The following is a 17,815-nucleotide window of genomic DNA, read 5'->3' as shown; positions in this document are numbered from 1 at the left end:
TCCGAGCCGGGTCGGGGGGCTCATGACGCCCCCTGAGGGGACGAGCGTACACGAAACCGCCAGGGCGACGGGGTCGTTCGGTTGCTGCGACCGTGCGCGCGCCGTGGGCCGCAGGGCGGCGCGGCGGCGACCGAGGTCGTCAGCCGCCGCGGCTGCGTCCGCGCGCCTCGTCGGCGCCCGCCGCGGCGGCCTTCGCCTCGTCCTCTGCGCCCAGGGAGGCGCTCGCGGCGGTCGCGTCGTGCAGAGGGGACGCAACACGCGCGGCGAGGGGCTGCGGCGGGCCCAGCAGCGCGTCGAGCGGCTCGACGCTGAAGACCTCGGCGTTCGGGTCCCAGCTCACGAGCAGCGCGCGGTCGCCGCGGCGGAGGGCGCCCGGTGTGTCGGAGCGCACGTCGAGGATGTGGCTCGCGCCGCCCTCGTCGATGACCGCCTGGCCGAAGCGCTCGTCCACGCGCCCGGTGGAGATGACACACATGCGCCCCACGAGGTCCTTCTTCGACTGCGCGTGCCGGGTGACGAAGAGCGGCGCGAGCGGCCGCACCGCGAGCGAGGTGAGCAGGAGCGCGGCGGTGAGCGACACGAGGAGCACCGCGAGGCCGAGGGCCCAGCGCGGCAGCCCCGAGGAGGTCCAGAGCGGCTCGACGAGCAGGGCCGAGAGCGCGCTGGTGAACCAGCCGAAGGCGGCGATCAGCGTGAGCGTCACGGTCGCCGGCACGCGGTGGAGCTCGAGCGCCGCCAGCAGCGACCCCACGCCGTGCGCGTCCGTGCCCCCGTCGGCCAGCCCCTCCGCGGCGCCCTTGGCGGCGCCCTCGAGCGCGCCCTTGGCGACGCCTTCGATGGCGCCCTTGGCGACGCCTTCGATGGCGCCCTTGGCGACGCCGTCGAGCTCGGGCACGCCGGCGCCGCCGAGCAGGTTGAGGTCGAGGGCGCCGATCAGGACGAACAGCCAGTAGATGAGCGCGAGCGCGAGCACGACCGTGAAGATCACGGCAGGGAACGCGAGCGACGCGGCGAGCACCTCGGCCATAAGCAGACGCGAGCAGGGCGCAGGCGCAGGTGGAGCATGCGCGATGCGGCGCCCGCGACCGGCGCGTTCGATAGGATCACAGGGAGGGGAAGGATGGGGCCAAATTCCGCCGTCCGGCGCTCCGCCGAAAAGGCTTGACACCGCCATCACGCCGACGGCGCCGCGCCCTCGCGGTCTGTCTCCGGGGGCGCCTCGGTCAGGAGGCGTTCCGGCGCGACTCGTTGTTCTTCGGCTCCGAGGACGTCGCGCCGAGCGAGCCCGTCGAGCCGGACGCGCTGGTGCTGGAGCCGCTCGTGGCGGAGCCGGCGCTCGTGGTGCGCTCGCTCGTCGACTGCCCGGCGCTCGTCTTCGTCTCGTTCTGCTGCTGCTCGCGCTGCAGCCGGATCTCGTTCCGCACCTCGTTCACGCCCGAGATCCGCTCGGCGAGCACCTCGAGCTGGTGCTTGAAGCGGCGCTCGCGCACGGTCCCGGAGAGGATGACCTCGCCGTTCTGGACCTTCACCTCCACCTCACTCGCGTCGAGATCCGGGTGATCGGAGATCTGATCGCAAATATCCTCGCGAATCCGCTCGTCCGAGCGCTTGTATCCCTTGGGCGGGCGGCCGCGGGAGCCGCTGAGTCCGCCCTGGCCCTGTCCAGACTGGAAGCCCTGTCCACCGGACTGCCATCCCTGGCCGCCGTAGCCCTGTCCGGACTGCCATCCCTGGCCGCCAACACCCTGGCCGCCGAAGCCCTGTCCACCCTGCTGGTGGTGAAGAGCCCCCTGGTCGCCCCGGAAGCGCGGCTCATGACCTTCGTGGCCGCGGTGCTGTCCTGGCCGCTCGCTCCATCCCTCGTGGCCGCGGTGCTGTCCCGACCGCTCGTTCCATCCGCGGTCCTCGTCGCCCCAGCGCTGTCCGGCGCGCGCGCCGTAGTCTTCGCGCTGTCCGCCGAAGCCGCCCTGGCCGAAGCCGCCCTGGCCGCCACCAAATCCGCCCTGGCCACCGAATCCACCCTGGCCGCCGAAGCCGCCCTGACCGCCGAAGCCGCCTTGGCTGCCGCCGAATCCTCGCTCACCTCCGGGCTGCCCCTGGCCGCCGAAGCTGCCCTGGCCAGCGCCGTAGCCGCCTTGGCCGCCACCGAATCCACCCTGGCCGCCATGGCCGCCCTGGCTGCCGTATCCACCCTGGCCACCGACGCCGCCCTGGCCGCCGAAACCGCCCTGGCTGCCGCCGAATCCGCCTTGGCCGCCGCCGAAACCGCCTTGGCCGCCGCCGTAGCCGCCTTGGCCGCCGTAGCCGCCCTGGCTGCCGCCGAAGTGACCTTGGCCGCCGTAACCGCCCTGGCCGCCGCCGAAGCCGCCCTGGCTGCCACCGAAGCTGCCTTGGCCGCCGCCGTAGCCGCGCCGGGAGCCAAGATCGTCGCGACCTCCTCGGTGGAGGTCATCGCGCTGGCCGCCCGACGCCTGGCGGTAGCCGGAGTCCTCGTGTTGACCCCAGCCGCCGCGCTCCTGCCGTCCCTGCCAGCTGTGCTCGCCGTACCCGCGTCCGCCCTGGTCTCGTTCGAACCCGCGACCGCCCTGGTCACGGTCGTACCCGCGTCCGCCGAACTCGCCCTCGAACCCGCGCCCTCCTTGGTCGCGCTGTTCCCATCCGCCGCGGAAGTCGTCCTGCCCGCCTCGCTGGGCCTGGCGGTGATCGTCTCGCTGAAGAACTTGTTCATAATTACCGCGATGCCCGTAGTTAGCATCGCCGGACGCGCCGCGCTCGCTGCGATACCCTTCCTCCCCTCGCTGTCGCCCGGACCTCTGATCGTCGTCGCGCCCCCGCCCGTAGCTGTGTTCGTCGTCGATCCATCCCTGACGATTAGGCATGACTCCTCCGTCTTTATCGCTGCGACACGAGTGACACGGTCATGAAACTGTATCGCTCTCTTCGTAACCCGGCTGACGCTCGAGGCGCGGGCGTCGCTTGCAGAGCCCGCCGCTATCTGTGTTCCTGGCATCGCGTCACCGGGGAAATCCGGGGCCCCTGTGCCCCAGCGGGACCCGGGGGTCGCAAGGCCCGTTCCACCCAGGGAGGTCGACGTTTCACGTACTTTTCAGGAAGATGCACTCCTCCGCCGCGGGGCTCTCGGTCGCAAACTGCCCCACCGCGAAATCGCAAAGGCGTCCCATCGAGACGTTGTGCCCCACGCCCGAACACCACCCTAAGGGCACTCCTGAGCATTCCTTACGGAGTAACCCAGTGGCCCCTCGTCTCCATTCGGACAACGGCTCCTGCCCATACAGCTATCGGGCCATCACGCTCCTCCGCGGTCGCCACGCCCTCGTCCCGTGAGCGCGGGGACTGGGGCCCGCGCGGCGGGGGCGGGAGGGGCGCCGAGCACCGGACTGGGTGCCACAAGGACGAACTTGCGGCAGCGGACCGTCGCGATCCGTGGGCGCCTCAGGTCGGACGCACGACCCCGTAAACACCGAGCGCCGCGAGGCCCATTCCGGCGACCTGCATCGGGCTCAAGGTCTCGCCGAAGAGGCCGAACGCCATGAGGGCCGCGACCGGCGGCACGAGGTAGAGGAGCGTCGCCACGCCCACCACCGCGCCCTGCCGGATCAGATAGAGCAGGAGTCCGACCGCCCCGATCGAGAGCCCGAACACCGCCCAGAGCAACCCCGCGCAGAGCGGGAGCGTGAGCTCCATCCGCCACGTTTCGGTCAGCAGCACCATCGGCAAGGTGACGAGGGCGGCTCCGATGTACTGGATGACGGCGTTGACGCGCAGGTCGACCCCGCCGCCCGTGCGCTTTTGCCAGAGGGTGCCGAGCGTCATCGACAACATCCCCAGGAACGCAACGCCGAGCGAGGGCGCGGGTACGCCGGCCCCGAGCTTCGGGAACACCACCAGGGAGGCCCCCAGGAAGCCGAGCCCGATGCCGAGCCACTGGCGCGGCGAGACCCGCTCGCCCAGCAGCGGGCCGGCGAGCGCCGCCGTGACCAGCGGTTGCAGCCCCGCGACCAGCGCCGAGATGCCCGCCGGGAGCCCGTGCTTCACCGACCAGAACACCCCGCCGAGGTAGAACCCGTGCAGCAGGGCGCCGGCCGCGAGGCCGTCCCGCCATGACCGCGCGGATCTCGGCCATTGCGCGCGCGCCACGAGCGCAATGACGGCCAGCACGAGCCCGGCGAGCGTGTAGCGCACCAGAAGAAAGGTGAGCGGCTCCGCGTGAGGCGCCACCAGCCGCGCGACGATGAAGCCCGTCGACCAGATGACCACGAAGAGCGGAGGCGCGATGCGGGCGAGGCGCTGGGAGGGCATGAAACGAAGGGCAGGACGAGGCTGGGCGTGCGGTGTTACCGCATGGCGCGGAGCATCGCAACCGGCGCGTTCAGGAGGAGCATCCGTCGTCGACTCGCGCCTTTGATGCTTGGATTAAGAGATGCGGTGACGATCGTCGAGGTCGCCGCGGCCCTGGAGCAGAAGCCCCGACCAGGAGCGACGCTGCCGCGCCGCCGTGGTGGATGCTGAAGCGTCCGAAGCCGGCTGGTCGGGTCAGCTTCGCGCGGCCAGGTGTCACAAAAAACGGACCAAAAGTCTTGTATTTTCGACTTTGTGTCAAAAAAACTTGACATGTACTGAGATCTCGAGTTACTAGTATCCATGCGCAGGGACACACGGCCGCGTCGGAGGGCGAGATGACGTTCAAGGAGTGGAACGCGGCGATCATGTTGACCGGCCAGATGATGATCGCCGGCTGGCTGGTGTTCGATGCCGTGACGACGCAGGGGTGGGACGCGCCCGTGTCCGCGGTGTCGCAGCGGCTGCTCTGGGCCCTCCTCGCGTCGGTCGCATTCAACGTCGTGGCCACGATCGTCGTGACGATCCTCGTCAGCGTCATCCGGCGCGAGCAGCTCAAGGACGAGCGGGCCGACGAGCGCGACAAGGCCATCCTCGCCAGGAGCATGCGAAACGGCTACCTCGTTCTTTCCAGCAGTGGCGGGGCGGTCCTCCTCCTCCTGGCGCTGGGTGGGAGCCCTGCCCTCGGGGCGTACGCGCTCCTGGCCGCGCTGATGCTGGGGGGCGCCGCGGACTCGATCTCGAAGCTCGTCTATTACCGCATCGGGTGAGACGGTGGGCAAGGGACAGCCTCAGATCACCAACACGATCCGCGCGCTGCGATTTCAGGCGAACGAGATGACCCAGGCGGCGCTGGCCGAGAAGGTCGGCGTCACCCGCCAGACCATCGTCGCCATCGAGCAGGGCCGCTACTCGCCCTCCCTCGAGGTCGCCTTTCGCATCGCGGCGGTCTTCGGCGTGCCGCTCGAGCAGGTCTTTCAGTGGAAAGGCGAGCCGCTCGGGTGAGCAGGGCGCGAGCCGCGCGCAGGTCTCGTGCCGAGGCGGGCGCTCGTGTCCTGACGACGACCTTTTCACCGTTCGAACGAACGAGAGGAGCTTCCCATGAAGGCGATCGTGCAAGAGAAATACGGACCGCCCGATGTCCTCCAGCCGAGGGAGGTGCCGAAGCCCGTCCCGAAGGACAACGAGGTGCTGATCAGGGTGCACGCGACCGTCGTCTCGTTCGCCGAATGCGCCATGCGAAGGGCCGACCCCTTCATCGTGCGGTTCTTCCTCGGCTTCACCAGGCCGAGGATCTCCGTCCCCGGCAGCACCCTCTCCGGAGAGATCGTGGCCGTGGGCAAGGGGGTGACGCGGTTCAAGGTCGGCGACGAGGTGTTCGGAGCGACCGGCGCCGAATTCGGTGCGTACGCCGAGTACAGGTGCCTGCCCGAGGACGCGGCGCTGGCCACGAAGCCGGGCCGCGTGACCCACGGGGAAGCCGCGGGCATTTGCGAGGGATTCCTGACGGCGCTGCCGTTTCTCAGGGACGAGGGCAAGCTCACGGCAGGGCAAAACATCCTGATCAACGGCGCGTCCGGGAGCATAGGCACCATCGCGGTGCAGCTCGCAAAGCACTTCGGAGCGGAGGTCACCGGCGTGTGCAGCACGGCGAACCTCGACCTGGTAAAGTCTCTCGGGGCCGATCGTGTCATCGACTACACCCGGGAGGACTTCACCAGGGCCGGGCACAGCTACGACGTCATCTTCGACGCGGTCGGCAAGAGCTCGTTCTGGCGGTGCCGGGGCGCCCTAAAGCCGAGCGGCGTCTATCTCTCCACCGTGCCGTCGCTGGCGATCGTCGCTCAGATGCTGTGGACGTCCAGATCGCGCGGCAAGAGGGCCATCCTGGCGACCACGGGCCTGAGGTCGCCCAGGGAGAAGGCCAGGGACCTCGTCCTCCTCAACGAGCTGGTCGAGGCGGGCGAGATTCGCGCGGTGATCGATCGAGGTTATCCGTTCGACCGGATGGCCGAGGCGCACGCTTATGTCGAGCGAGGGCACAAGAGAGGGAGCGTCGTCGTGACCCTCGGCGGCGGCGCGACGGCGAGCGCCTGACCAGGGCCGTCGCGGCAGCGTCAGCTCAGTTGACGCCCGCCCGTCCGCTCCCGAGCATCCCCCGCCCATGTCTCAACAGCACCGCTCCTCGCCCGCCGTCCTGGACCACCGCACCCTGGCCCGCGACCACCGCCGCCTCGCCGAGATCCTCCGCCCCGGCCTCTCGGTGCTCGACGTCGGCTGCGGCTCCGGCTCGATCACCCGCGGCGTCGCGGAGGCCGTGCAGCCGACCGGCACGGCGCTCGGCATGGACCGGGACGCCGACCACATCGCGCGGGCCGTGGAGCGCTTCGCCGGCCAGCCCGGCCTGTCGTTCGTGTGCGGCGACGTCCTGGCGCTGACCGCCGAGGACCACTTCGACGTGGTGACCGCCGCCCGCGCGCTCCAGTGGGTGCCGCGGGTCGACGAGGCGCTCGCGCGTATGGTGCGCGCCGCGAAGCCGGGCGGCGCCGTCGTCGTGCTCGACTACAGCCACGAGCGCCTGCGCTGGAGCCCCGAGCCGCCGGCCTCGATGGCCCGGTTCTACGCCGCGTTCCTCGCGTGGCGCGCGGCCCTCGGCATGGACAACCTCCTCGGCGAGACCCTCGCCGGCCGCTTCGAGGCCTGCGGCCTCCGCGACATCCGCGTCACGAACCAGGACGAGATCGCCCGGCGCGGCGACCCCGGCTTCGACGGCGCCGTCGACCTCTGGCTCCACGTCATCCACAGCTGCGGCCCGGCGATGATCGCCGCCGGCGCGCTCACCGAGGCCGAGCGCGACGAGGCCGAGCGCGACTACCAGGCGTTCTGCCGCGGCGCCGCGGAGCGCCAGCACGTGGTGCTCCGGGCCGTCGAGGGGACCCGGCCCTGAGGCGCCCGGCCGTCGGCCGCAGCGGACGCGCCCGGCGCCGGCCGGGGCCGCCGCTCACCGCCGCTCACCGCGGCGCGCGCAGCGCCTCGAGGATGGCGTCCAGGCGATCGAGGATCGCGCGGCTCTGGTCCTGCGCCTCCCTCGGCATGCCGGCGGGCGCGCCGAGCGCGGAGGCCGCGAGCGTCGGGCCGAACGACATCGCGAACGCCGCGATCGCCTTGCCCGCCGGGGTGCACGCGTGGACCTCGGCGTAGCCGACCGAGACGCACGTCGCGAGGAACAGGACCGCGTCGAGCACGGTCGCGCAGCGCGGGTTCTCGCCGCGCTCGGCGAGGTAGAAGAGGTAGCCGCCGCCGAGGATCAACGTCGCGAGCGAGTCGATGGAGTCGCGCGCCACCGCGCCCCGGAAGCGCTGCTTCAGCTGGTCGTACGAGAGCTCCCCGGCGCCCCCGGCGGCGAGGCCCATCGCGACCAGGGCGACGGCGCCGCGCAGCCTTGCGTCGCGGCCCAGGGCAGCGGCCGCGGCGTGGTCGATGATCTGCCTCGCGGCGAGCGGTGACGGGTCTCCCAAGGCGCGCCCTCCCCCGCGCCCCGGCGCGGGCCATAACCCTGCCCTCATGTCTCGCACGGACGCGGGCGGAAGGGAACCGGCCCCGCGGGACCGGCCGCGCGTCGCCCAGATTTCACGCGCCTGCGGCGCGCCCCGCGGTTACCCTCGCGCAACCCCGGAGCTCCCATGGCGGCCCAGAGAAGCGTGACGAGATGGCTCGAGCGGGCGCCCGCGCCGGTGTTCATGGCCTTCGCCGTGCTCGCCGCGTTCGCGACCTACTTCTGCATGTACGCGTTCCGCAAGCCGCTCGCGGTCGGCACCTTCAAGGGGTCGATCGCGCTGCCGCTGCTGCCGCCGCTCGATCTCAAGAGCTTCTTCCTCATCGCCCAGGTGATCGGGTACTGCGCCTCGAAGTTCCTCGGCATCAAGGTCGTCTCCGAGATGCGGCCCGAGCGGCGCGCCCTCGCGATCGTCGCGTGCATCGGGGTGAGCGAGGCCGCGCTCGTCCTGTTCGCGCTCGCGCCGGCCCCTTATTCCGCGGTGTTCCTGGTGCTGAACGGCCTGCCGCTCGGCATGGTCTGGGGTCTCGTCTTCGGCTTCCTCGAGGGGCGCCGCGTGAGCGATCTGCTCGGCGCCGGGCTGTGCGTGAGCTTCATCGTCGCGAGCGGCTTCATGAAGACCGTCGGAAAGCTCACGCTCGGCTGGGGCGTGCCGGAGGCGTGGATGCCGGCCGCGACCGGCGCGCTGTTCTTCCCGCCGCTGCTCGCCTCCGTGTGGATGCTCGCGCAGATCCCGCCGCCGTCCGCGGCCGACGAGGCGCTCCAGACCCGGCGCGCGCCGATGGATCGCGCCGCGCGCCGCGCGTTCTTCCTGGCGAACGCGGGCGGGCTCGCGACCCTGGTCGTGGGGTACGTCGTCCTCTCCGCCTACCGCGACTTCCGGGACAACTTCGCCCGCGAGATCTGGGACGCCGTGGGGTACGCCGATCAGGCGGCGATCCTGACCACGGCCGAGCTCCCCGTGGCCCTGGGCGCGCTCCTCTCGGTCGCGCTGGTGATGGGCATCCGGGACAACCGCGCGGCGCTGCTCGCGGTCCACGGCATCATGTTCGCCGGGGCCGCGCTCGCCGGGGTGAGCACCGCGCTCTACCAGGCCGGCGTCATCGGCCCGGTCGGCTGGATGATCAGCGTCGGCCTCGGGCTCTACGTGGGCTACGTCCCGTACAACTGCGTGCTCTTCGACCGGCTCATCGCGGCGCTCGGCTCGGTGGCGACCGCGGGCTTCCTGATCACCGCGGCCGACGCCTTCGGCTACCTCGGGAGCGTGGCGGTCCTGCTCTACAAGAGCTTCGGCCAGGCGAAGCTCTCGTGGCTCGAGTTCTTCCTCGGCTTCAGCTACGCGACCGCGCTCGCCTGCGGCGCGCTCTTCGCCGCGTCGGCGGGGTATTTCTGGCTGCGCGCGCGCGGCCCCGCCGCGAGCCGCGCCCGCGCGGCGAGGCCGGCGCCGGGCGCCTGAGGCGCGCCGTGGACGACTCGTTCCGCGCACCAGCGACCCCTGGCGGGACTGTTTGACGACCGCGAACCGTCGCGCTCCTTCCGATCCTCCTGGATTTGGGGGGAACGTGACGACGGATCGCCTCCCTCGATAGGCGTGGATCCGACGCGGGCGTGGAACTCCGTACCCGCGCGTCGCCTGTTGCGCCCGCGCCCGGTGGGCCTGCCCGTCCGGCCGCGCAGAAAGCCACTCTAAACCTCATCAGGTCACACGCAGGGCACACGTATGAGGAAAGTCACGGCGAGAGCCGTGTCTCTGTGGTGGAGGCGCCGGCAATCGAACCCGGAGACGAATCTGCGGGGCAGATGCACGAGAGATACGGCGATCGCCGCGTCGGACGCGTCGGAGCGGTGTTGGAGGCCATCGAGGGCTCGATTCCTCTCGTATACCCGAGTGCCCTCTCATGGAGCTCCGTGCCCTGGCGTCGGGGCACATGCAGTTCACACAGCGTGACGAACCCGGCGGGCTGCCCGGAATAGAAGAGTGAGAGGCGGCTGCGCGGTCCCTGAGGGGGTCCACCCCATGAGCCTGGCAAGCCGCTTGAGAATCCAATAGGACTGTACCCAACCGAGAGACGACCCGATGCCCTCAGTAACCCATGAAGCCCTGGTGGAGCTGTTCAAGAACCGCCCGACCCTGGCCGCCGAGCTGCTCCAGGACGCGCTCGGCCAGCCGATCCCGGCCTTCACGGAGGCGCGCGTCGAATCCTCCGACCTCGCCGAGATCGTTCCCTCGGACCGCCGGGCGGATGCCGTCATCGTGCTGCTGGTCGGCGAGCAGGAGCGGCCCGCAATGGCGATCGTCGTCGAGGTCCAGCTCGGCGTGGATCTGGACAAGCCATACGTCTGGCCCGTGTACGTGACCCAGACGAGGGCCCGGCACCGCTGCCCGACCCGGCTGCTGGCCGTGACGATCGACCCGAAGATGGCGCGGTGGTGCTCGCAGCCGATCGACACGGGCCACCCCGGCTGGATCCTGACGCCGCTGGTGCTCGGCCCCCAGGGCGTCCCGGTCGTCACGGATGCCGAGCAGGCGAAGGCGGCGCCCGAGGTGGTCGTGCTCTCGGCCATGGCGCACGGGCAGGAGGAGGTCGGGGAGGCGATCGGCGTGGCGTTCCTGGCGGCGGCAGCCGGGCTCGATGAGGAGCGCCGCGCCTTGTACGGGGACCTGGTGCTATCCTCGCTGAACGAAGCGGCGAGGCGGACGTTGGAGGCGATGATGAAGGGCGGATACGAGTTTCAGAGTGAATTCGCGCGCAGCTACGTGGCGAAGGGCCGGCTGGAGGGGATCCTCGAAGCCAAGGCGCACGACGTGCTCGCCGTGTTCGAAGTCCGCGGGCTGGAGGTCCCCGCAGAGGTGCGGGAGCGCGTCCTCGCGAGCACCGATCTGGGCGAGCTGGACCGCTGGCTTCGCCGGGCCGTCGTCGTCAGCGACGCCCGGGAGCTCCTCGCAACGACCGGCTCCTGAACAAACGCCGTCGATCCTCAGGCCTCAGGCTGTCGAGCGCCCGTTGCCGCCGATGTCCCTTCCGTAGATGTCTGGGCCACGCCCACATTCTGGCCGTGATGTCTGCCGCCGGTAGCTTTGGCCGATCAGCAGCCCACTCCCAAGAAGCATCGGATAGGCGAGAACGATGATACCAGGGGTGGATACTTCAAGATTCGGTAACCATCCTTGGTGTACGGAACAGCGTGTCGATCCAGCTCAGGACCCTCGACATGGTCACCTCTTCAGGTGCAGGACACGGGGCACGAAGCCGTCGTGGAGGGTGAGCTCCCAGCGTCACCGTTCCGGGTCTCGCCTTGGAGCTTGACCCGGTAGGTGCCGGTCTGGGCCGCCACGAGGAACGCTAGTTCCCGAGGCAGCGCTCGAGGCCCTCGGGCGCGGTGGCTTCGGGCGTCATCGGCCTGTCGCCGCCGTGCGCCGCCCGCAGCGCGCCCGTGAGCTCGCGCCCGCGCGCGATCTCGCCGAGGACCTCGGCGCCCAGCGTGGGCGAGCGCTCGTAGGTGCCGTAGTCGACCGTGTAGAGCCCGAACCTGGGCGCGAACCCCTCGGCCCACTCGAAGTTGTCGTAGAGGCTCCAGTGGTAGTAGCCCCGCACGTCGACGCCCAGGGCGCGCGCGCGCTCGATCTGCTCCAGCGCGCGCACGATCACCTCGGCGCGCCGCGCGCCCACCTCGGTGGCGATGCCCGACTCGGTCACGACGAGCGGCAGCGCGGGGTAACGCTCGCCGAGGTCCGTCAGCACGTTGTACAGGCCGGGTGCGTGGTGCTCGTACCGCATCGCCGGCACGCAGAACGTCGGGTCGACCGGCGCGAGGCACGCGCCGAAATCGAGCCCGTTCACGCAGGGCGTGAGCGCGAGGACCGGCACGATGCCGCCGAGCTTCCCCGTCACGCCGGCGCGGAAGTAGTACTGGACGCCGAGCCAGTCGAGCGTGCCCGCGACGCCGGGCAGCTCCAGATCGGGCGCGCCGTCGAGATCGCTGTCGAGCTGGCCGCCGAGGACGGTGTCGACCACGAGGTGGTTGTAGACGTAGGCCATGCGGTCGCGCGCCCCGACGTCCTCGGGGTCGTCGCTCGGCTGGTGGTCGCGCGCGGCGACCCAGTCGGCGGCCGACAGCGACAGGCCCACGTCCGCGGCCTCGCCGTCGCCGTCGGCGTCGCCCCGATCGGCCGCCTTGATCGCCCGGTACGCCGCCCCGTGCGCGAGCAGGTAGTCGCGCAGCACCGGCACGAAGTCGCCGAGCAGGTCGCCGAAGAGCGTCGCCTTTCCCGGGGGGAACGTCCCGGCGCCGTAGGCGGCGAGCAGGTAGTTGAACGGCTCGTTCAGCGTGCCCCAGTCGTCGACGCGGTCGCCGAACCGCTCGGCGAGCAGGGCCGCGTGCTCGGCCAGCTCCTCGATCACGAGGGGGCCGCCCTCGGGGTGCCCGAAGCCGCAGAGGTTCTCGTCGGTCGGCCCGGGCGCGCAGTCCGTGTGCCGCGGGTCGTCGATCCAGACCGGGTTCGAGAAGTGGTGCAGGGTGATCACGGGGCGGATGCCCGCCTCGACGAGCGCGTCGAGGAGCCGGTCGTAATGGGCGAGCGCGTCCTCGTCGACGGCGTCGCGCCGCGGCTCGATCCGGGCCCACTCGACGCTGAACCGGTACGAGTCGAGCCCCATCTCCCGGAGCAGCGCGACGTCCTCGATCGCCTTCGTGTAGCCGCGCGCGGCGTCGCCCACGAACGCCGCGCCTTTGCCGAGGCCGCCCTCGTCCTCGGGGAGCGTGAACACGTACCAGTCGGTGGCGGGGTTCCGGTCCTCGATCTGCGTCGCGGCGCTGGCCGCCCCGAGGCGGAAGCTGCCCTTGCCGGAGGCGGCCGAGAGCGAGCCCGGCCCGGCGTACGGGATGCCGGGCGGCGTCGGGCCCGGCGCCGGGGCGACGGTCTCCTCGGAGCAGGCCTGGGCGGCGAGGGCGAGCGCGGCGAGCGCGGCGAGCGCGGCGCGACCCGCCGCGCGGCCTTGCGGACGATGGGTGTACATCGGGCGAGCAGCCTACCGGCGCGGCCCTCCCGGGTCGCGTCCGGCGCGTGGCAGGGCGGTGGCAGGCGAGCCGGGCGTCGCTGCGGGGAGGGGCCGCGGCAGGCCGGCCCGGGCGTCGCTGCGGGGGAGGGGCGGTCAGCGGGGCGGCGGCGGGACCTCGGTCTTGCAGCCGACGCGGAGCTGGACCTGCCCGCCCTCGCGGAACTGCGTGCAGGTCGCGGAGCACATCACGATCTTCGTCGGCGTGCCGCCGCTCGCGGGGTCGACATCGTAGTACCAGCCGCCGACCGTCGGGTCGCAGCTGGCCTCGTCGCCCACGTAGAAGATCGTCGTCGGGTCGCCGCCCGTCGGCGTGTGCTGGACGTTGAGCGTGCCGTAGTCGAGCGTCTGCCCGGCGGAGGGCGCCGGGACCTGGTACTCGCACGCGAGGCTCTGGCCCCGGATGGCGGTGAGCGCGTCGAGGAAGGCCTGGCTCACGTCGGCGCCCGAGGCGACGTCGATGAAGAACGCCGACTCCGTCCCGCCGCCCTGCGCGATGAGGTCCATCGTGGCCTGGGCGCCCTCGTCGTCGCCGTCGAACACGCCGATCACGAAGGTGGAGATGCTCGGCGAGCCGCTCAGCGCCTCCCCCGCGAGCGCCGCGATGCCGTCGGCCGCCACGGGGTCGCAGTGTGTGGGCATCCCGTCGGTGGCGAGCACCGTGACGACGCGGTGGGTCGGGTTCGCCTCGGCGTAGGCGCGGGCCTGCGCGAGCGCGCCGGAGAGGGCGGCGGAGGTAGGCGTGCCCCCGCTCGGCTCTTTCAGGCTGATCGACCGGACGAGGTCCTCGGACACGTTGGCGTCGAGCGGCGCGATCGAGACGGCGGGCGTCGCGTAGTCCTCGGCGGTGCACGAGTACGGGTTCGCGCAGGTGCTCCTCGTCACCCGCTGGCACGTGCCCCCGCCGCCGGCGCAGGTCCCGCCCGCGGGCGCGCAGAGCTCGCGGCTCCGGGAGCACACGCCGAGGTCGACGCACGTGTCCCCGTCCGAGCAGTCCGCGTCCTCGACGCAGACCTCGATGGCCGTGGAGAACGAGTTGCGGCAGACCCGGAGCGCGCACGGACCGTTGTCCCCGCACTGCGCGTTGCTGGTACAGCTCGAGGGCACGTCGTCGTCTTCCAGCGGGAAGTACTGGAGCCCGACGCCGAGCCCCTCGGACTGCGGATCCGTGAAGAAGGCCTCGAGCGCGCCGGTGACCGCGGTCCACTTGGTGTCGCCGTTCGCGAGCCGCTCGTCCATCGAGCCCGACGCGTCGAGCATGATGTACAGGTCGAGCGGCACGAGCTCCGCCGTGCTCGTCTCGCCCGCGCACGACGCGTCGCCGCCGGCGCCGTCACCCGGGCCGCTGCTCGTCCCGCCGGACCCGCCGAGGCCGTCGACGCCGAACCCCGAGTCCGTGCTGCCGCCAGATCCAGTGTTCGCGCCCGAGCTCGCGCCCGTGTTGGTGCCCGTGTTCGCGCCGGCCGACGCCGTCGCTCCGCCGGCTCCGTCGCCGCCGCCGGCCGTGCCGCCGGACCCACCACACGCCGCGAAGATCACGCTGACCCCCGTCGCGGCGAGCGCCACCATCGTTGAGCGGTTTCTCATACGATGAATCGAAACACCCCGAACGACGTTTGTCGAGGCTTGGCTTGCGCGCGCTCGCGCGAGCGCACGTGTCGCACCGCTGTCGTACAGGGTAGGAATCTTCGGGAGTCGCCGGCGTCGTGAGGCGGCTCTCCGGAGCGTGCTCCTGTGCCGGTTCTCAGGCTTGTTTCTTCGGACCGACGAGGCTGCGGAGGACGGCGCGGGCGACCTCGGCGCCGGTCGCGTCGCGCATGCTGACGGGGATCTGGTACTCGGCGCGCTCGCTGGTGGCGGGCACGGGGCACTCGCAGACGGCGCGGAGGTCGCCGCGGGCCTTCTTCAGGTACTCGATGGAGAGGCCGGCGACGATGAACCGGGCGTCGTCGGGCAGCGCGTACGACAGCGCGGTGTTGCCGGTGAGCTCCGCGAGGTTGACGAGCGCGACGGCGTGGACCGAGCTCAGGTGGTTGCGCAGGCCGGGCCGGTCGCGCATGGTCACCTCGGCGCGGCCGCGCTCGAGGACCTCGACGTGGGCATGAATCGTCGCCGTATAGGGCGCCATGACGCCGATGAGCCCGCTGAACAGGCGCTTGCCCCCGGGCAGGCGGTGCAGCTTGTCCCAGAGGTCGCGGAACGTGTTGCGGTTCGAGGTGGCGGCGATCGAAGCGAGGGAGAGGTCGGCGAGTTTCATAGGGTGGCTCCGCCGGCGCGGCGGCGGCGGCGGCGGCACAGTGCCCCAGATCCCCGGCAAGCGCACCTGAATTGACGCGGTCCGGGGAGGCGCCTTTGCCGAGCTGCCGTGGGCGGGCGCCATGTCCGTCCGGATTGTGTAACCCGTGGTACGGACGGCGCGGGCTCCTCCAGCCGAGGCGAACGTGCCGAGACGACCGCTGGCCGAGGGGCAATCGACTCCATGGGGACGCGGGCGGATGATTGGCACTCTTGTGTCGACCTCTCCCGGCCTCCTCGGCCTCAAGGGTGAATCCGAGCACCAGCTGTCTGCGGGGAGTGCGGTGCTTTGCCCGAAGGCGTGGTACGGGTGAACCCCGAAGACGCCAAGAACGCCAAGACGCCAAGGACGCCAAGAAAGTCAATGAATTTGATTCCTTGGCGTTCTTGGCGTTCTTGGCGTTCTTGGCGCTCAAATCTTCTGCGATGCTGCCTGCGCTGATCCCGCACCACCCTTCGGGGCTCATGGCATCTCCCCCGAAGGTCAGAGCGCGGCGGGAGCTCGCCGAGGCGCCTGTCGAGGTCAGCCGCGGAGGGCTGTCCGCGTCGCCGCCGAGAGGCTCCGCTGCCCCGACCATACCCCCTTCCGGGGTGAACCGCGCCTTTGCCGCGGCGCCGTGGGACGTCGACAGTCCTCGCCCGGCACGTTCTCCACGCAACAGGCCGCGGCGCGTCCCCGTGCCGCGCGTGGCGCGTTGATCTCCTGGATCGTCCTCGCCGCGCCGCGCGCGGAAGGCCGCGGCGCGTGACGCATAAACATCGGCTCGGCGCGCTTCTTCAGGGCGGCGGCTTCGCCGGCCAAGTCCTCGCGCCCGTGCCCAGTGCCCGTCCGACCACGGCCGCGGCGCGTGTCCCGGGGGCTGAGCGCTGCAGCCCACGCCGGGAGGGATTGCGCGTCAGGGGGTCATTTCGGTGCGGAAAATCCCACCAAATCGAGACCTATCCACCTCGTGGATGTGAATACAATAAACAATTCGTATTCGTGATGCTTTTCCGCCGGCGCCGCCGCACAAAAAATGCGTGGTTTCGTGAGCTTTGGCCCCTGCGCCCCATGGGTTCGGCCTGGCTCGCCCGTACCGGTCGGTGAGCTCCCGGCCCCTCAACGCAAATCTTCGTTGGCGGGCGGAATTGGCCCGGTATGACGCGACCTCGCCGCCCCGGTCACGGCGGCCCCCCCGAAAAGGAGCGAGCCTTCGAGCTGCTCTTCCGCGAGAGGACGTTCGAGCTTGTCTGGCGCTGGCTGACGCGCTTGGGTATCCCGTTGCGCGACCGCGCGGACCTGGCGCAGGACATCCTCCTGTCCGCGTACCTGAGCTTCGACAGCTACCAGCCCGAGATCTCCAGGCCGGAGCGGTGGCTGAACAGGATCACGGTCCACGCCTCCGCACACTACCGGGAGCGCGCCCAGCACCGGTACGAGGAGCTCGTGCCCGACGAGGACATCCCGAGGCTCGTCGACGAGTCCCGGAGCCCGGAGGAGATGCTGATCTCCGAGGAGGAGCGGCTCATGGTGCTCGAGCTCCTCCAGCAGCTCGACGTCGAGGCGCACTCGATCCTCGTCGCGCACGACCTCGACGGCATCCCGATGACGGAGATCGCGCGGCAGCGCGGCATCCCGCTGTCGACGGCGTACAAGTGGCGCGCGCGGGCGCTCTCCCTGTTCCACGACATCGCCGTGAAGCGGCGGCGCGAGGAGCAGCGGCGAGGCGGGCTCCGCGCGGTGCCCGTGGACGTGGCGGCGATCGTCGCCGCAGCCCGGGTCGCGCCCCGCCTCCCCGACGACGTGCGGCGCTCGATCATCCGCGGCATCGCGGAGTCGGCGCCCCCGATCGAGGCGGGCGGCGCGGGCGGCCTGATCGTCGATGCCCGCGACGTGCTGGGCGACGCGGCGATGTGGGGCAAGCGGGCGCTCGTGAAGGCCGCTCAGAAGGTGCTGTCGAGCGCGGCCCTCGTCGTCCTCGCGTCCGCCGCGGCGACGGCGGCCGTGGGCGCGCTCTCGCTCGCGGGGAAGCCCAAGGGCTCGCCGCCTCTCCTGCAGGGGATGCCCCCCGCGCCCGCGTTCTCCAGGCCGGCGGCGCCCTCGGTCGCCCCGCCGCCGCCGCGGTCGCCGGCGCCGCCGGCGGCCCCCTCGGCGCCCGCCCCGCTGCCGCGGAGGAGCCCCGTGCAGCACCCGCGCTCGCCGCCGCCGCCGGCCGTCGCCGCGCCCGAACCGGCGCCCGAGCCGGCGATGGAGGGCAAGAGCCTCGACCTGACGCTGCTCGAGACCTGCACCGGCGCGGTGCAGCGGCGCGACGGGGCCGCGGCGCTCGAGGCGCTCGAGCGCTACGAGCGCGACGTGCCGCAGAGCTCCTTCGCGTCGGAGCGGGCGGTGCTCTGGATCCGCGCGCTCCGGCTCGCGGGGCGCCACGAAGAGGCGCGCGCGAGGATCACGCGCGCACGGGCGAGCGGCGCGATCGACCGCCGGCTGCTCGATGAGCTGGAGCAGGGGCTCGCCGGGCGGTGAGCCGATCGAGGTGCGGCACCGGTCGCCGCGGCGCCCGTCGCCGCG

General features: G+C 71.7%; 15 protein-coding genes. 8 read left to right on the top strand and 7 right to left on the bottom strand.

The genetic code is table 11. From position 1 onward, the window contains the following. Positions 1–139: 139 nt before the first annotated feature. Complete coding sequence (locus tag WMF43_RS30085; protein WP_437669868.1) at positions 140–1,027, bottom strand: glycine zipper family protein; 888 nt, start codon at positions 1,025–1,027, stop codon at positions 140–142. A 196-nt stretch (positions 1,028–1,223) separates the two neighbouring features. Next, positions 1,224–1,568, bottom strand: coding sequence for a BON domain-containing protein (locus WMF43_RS30080; protein ID WP_437684123.1), 345 nt, complete (start codon positions 1,566–1,568; stop codon positions 1,224–1,226). Here WMF43_RS30080 and WMF43_RS30075 point away from each other — a divergent pair. After that, complete coding sequence (locus tag WMF43_RS30075; RefSeq protein ID WP_437684273.1) at positions 1,557–2,924, top strand: hypothetical protein; 1,368 nt, start codon at positions 1,557–1,559, stop codon at positions 2,922–2,924. The genes WMF43_RS30080 and WMF43_RS30075 overlap by 12 nt on opposite strands. Positions 2,925–3,453: 529 nt before the next feature. On the opposite strand, the gene WMF43_RS30070 is transcribed toward WMF43_RS30075, so the two are convergent. After that, on the bottom strand, positions 3,454–4,320 hold the full coding sequence (locus WMF43_RS30070) for a DMT family transporter (protein WP_437669866.1): 867 nt from the start codon (positions 4,318–4,320) through the stop codon (positions 3,454–3,456). A 377-nt stretch (positions 4,321–4,697) separates the two neighbouring features. Between WMF43_RS30070 and WMF43_RS30065 the strand changes: the two genes are divergently transcribed. From WMF43_RS30065 to WMF43_RS30050, 4 genes are all read left to right on the top strand, one after another. Beyond that, on the top strand, positions 4,698–5,129 hold the full coding sequence (locus tag WMF43_RS30065; protein ID WP_437669864.1) for a hypothetical protein: 432 nt from the start codon (positions 4,698–4,700) through the stop codon (positions 5,127–5,129). Positions 5,130–5,133: 4 nt separating this feature from the next. Beyond that, positions 5,134–5,364, top strand: a complete 231-nt coding sequence (locus tag WMF43_RS30060) for a helix-turn-helix transcriptional regulator (RefSeq protein WP_437669862.1) — start codon at positions 5,134–5,136, stop codon at positions 5,362–5,364. 96 nt (positions 5,365–5,460) lie between these two features. Further along, entirely contained in the window at positions 5,461–6,456 is a 996-nt protein-coding gene (locus tag WMF43_RS30055) for an NAD(P)-dependent alcohol dehydrogenase (protein ID WP_437669860.1), read from the top strand. Positions 6,457–6,523: 67 nt separating this feature from the next. After that, complete coding sequence (locus WMF43_RS30050) at positions 6,524–7,306, top strand: methyltransferase domain-containing protein (protein ID WP_437669858.1); 783 nt, start codon at positions 6,524–6,526, stop codon at positions 7,304–7,306. Positions 7,307–7,370: 64 nt separating this feature from the next. Here the strand turns inward: WMF43_RS30050 and WMF43_RS30045 are convergent, their stop codons facing one another. After that, positions 7,371–7,877, bottom strand: coding sequence for a hypothetical protein (locus tag WMF43_RS30045; RefSeq protein WP_437669856.1), 507 nt, complete (start codon positions 7,875–7,877; stop codon positions 7,371–7,373). A 183-nt stretch (positions 7,878–8,060) separates the two neighbouring features. Here WMF43_RS30045 and WMF43_RS30040 point away from each other — a divergent pair, with 183 nt between their 5' ends. Continuing rightward, entirely contained in the window at positions 8,061–9,371 is a 1,311-nt protein-coding gene (locus tag WMF43_RS30040) for a DUF5690 family protein (RefSeq protein ID WP_437669854.1), read from the top strand. A gap of 621 nt (positions 9,372–9,992) precedes the next feature. Next, complete coding sequence (locus WMF43_RS30035) at positions 9,993–10,877, top strand: hypothetical protein (RefSeq protein WP_437669852.1); 885 nt, start codon at positions 9,993–9,995, stop codon at positions 10,875–10,877. Between the two features lie 382 nt (positions 10,878–11,259). On the opposite strand, the gene WMF43_RS30030 is transcribed toward WMF43_RS30035, so the two are convergent. From WMF43_RS30030 to WMF43_RS30020, 3 genes are all read right to left on the bottom strand, one after another. Then, positions 11,260–12,933: a glycoside hydrolase family 1 protein gene (locus WMF43_RS30030; RefSeq protein ID WP_437669850.1), complete on the bottom strand. Its 1,674-nt coding sequence runs from the start codon at positions 12,931–12,933 to the stop codon at positions 11,260–11,262. Positions 12,934–13,068: 135 nt separating this feature from the next. Beyond that, entirely contained in the window at positions 13,069–14,559 is a 1,491-nt protein-coding gene (locus WMF43_RS30025; protein ID WP_437669848.1) for a hypothetical protein, read from the bottom strand. A 157-nt stretch (positions 14,560–14,716) separates the two neighbouring features. Continuing rightward, a complete protein-coding gene (locus WMF43_RS30020; RefSeq protein WP_437669846.1) occupies positions 14,717–15,229 on the bottom strand; it encodes a hotdog fold domain-containing protein in 513 nt (170 codons plus the stop codon). Between the two features lie 1,176 nt (positions 15,230–16,405). Between WMF43_RS30020 and WMF43_RS30015 the strand changes: the two genes are divergently transcribed. Beyond that, the gene (locus WMF43_RS30015; RefSeq protein ID WP_437669845.1) at positions 16,406–17,770 is read left to right on the top strand and encodes an RNA polymerase sigma factor; all 1,365 of its coding nucleotides are present in this window, start codon (positions 16,406–16,408) and stop codon (positions 17,768–17,770) included. Positions 17,771–17,815: the final 45 nt, after the last annotated feature.

This window comes from Sorangium sp. So ce131 (assembly GCF_051519095.1).
Lineage (GTDB): Bacteria > Myxococcota_A > Polyangia > Polyangiales > Polyangiaceae > Sorangium.
The sequence above is the reverse complement of the archived record's forward strand: the minus strand, read 5'-3'. Positions and strand labels throughout refer to the sequence as shown.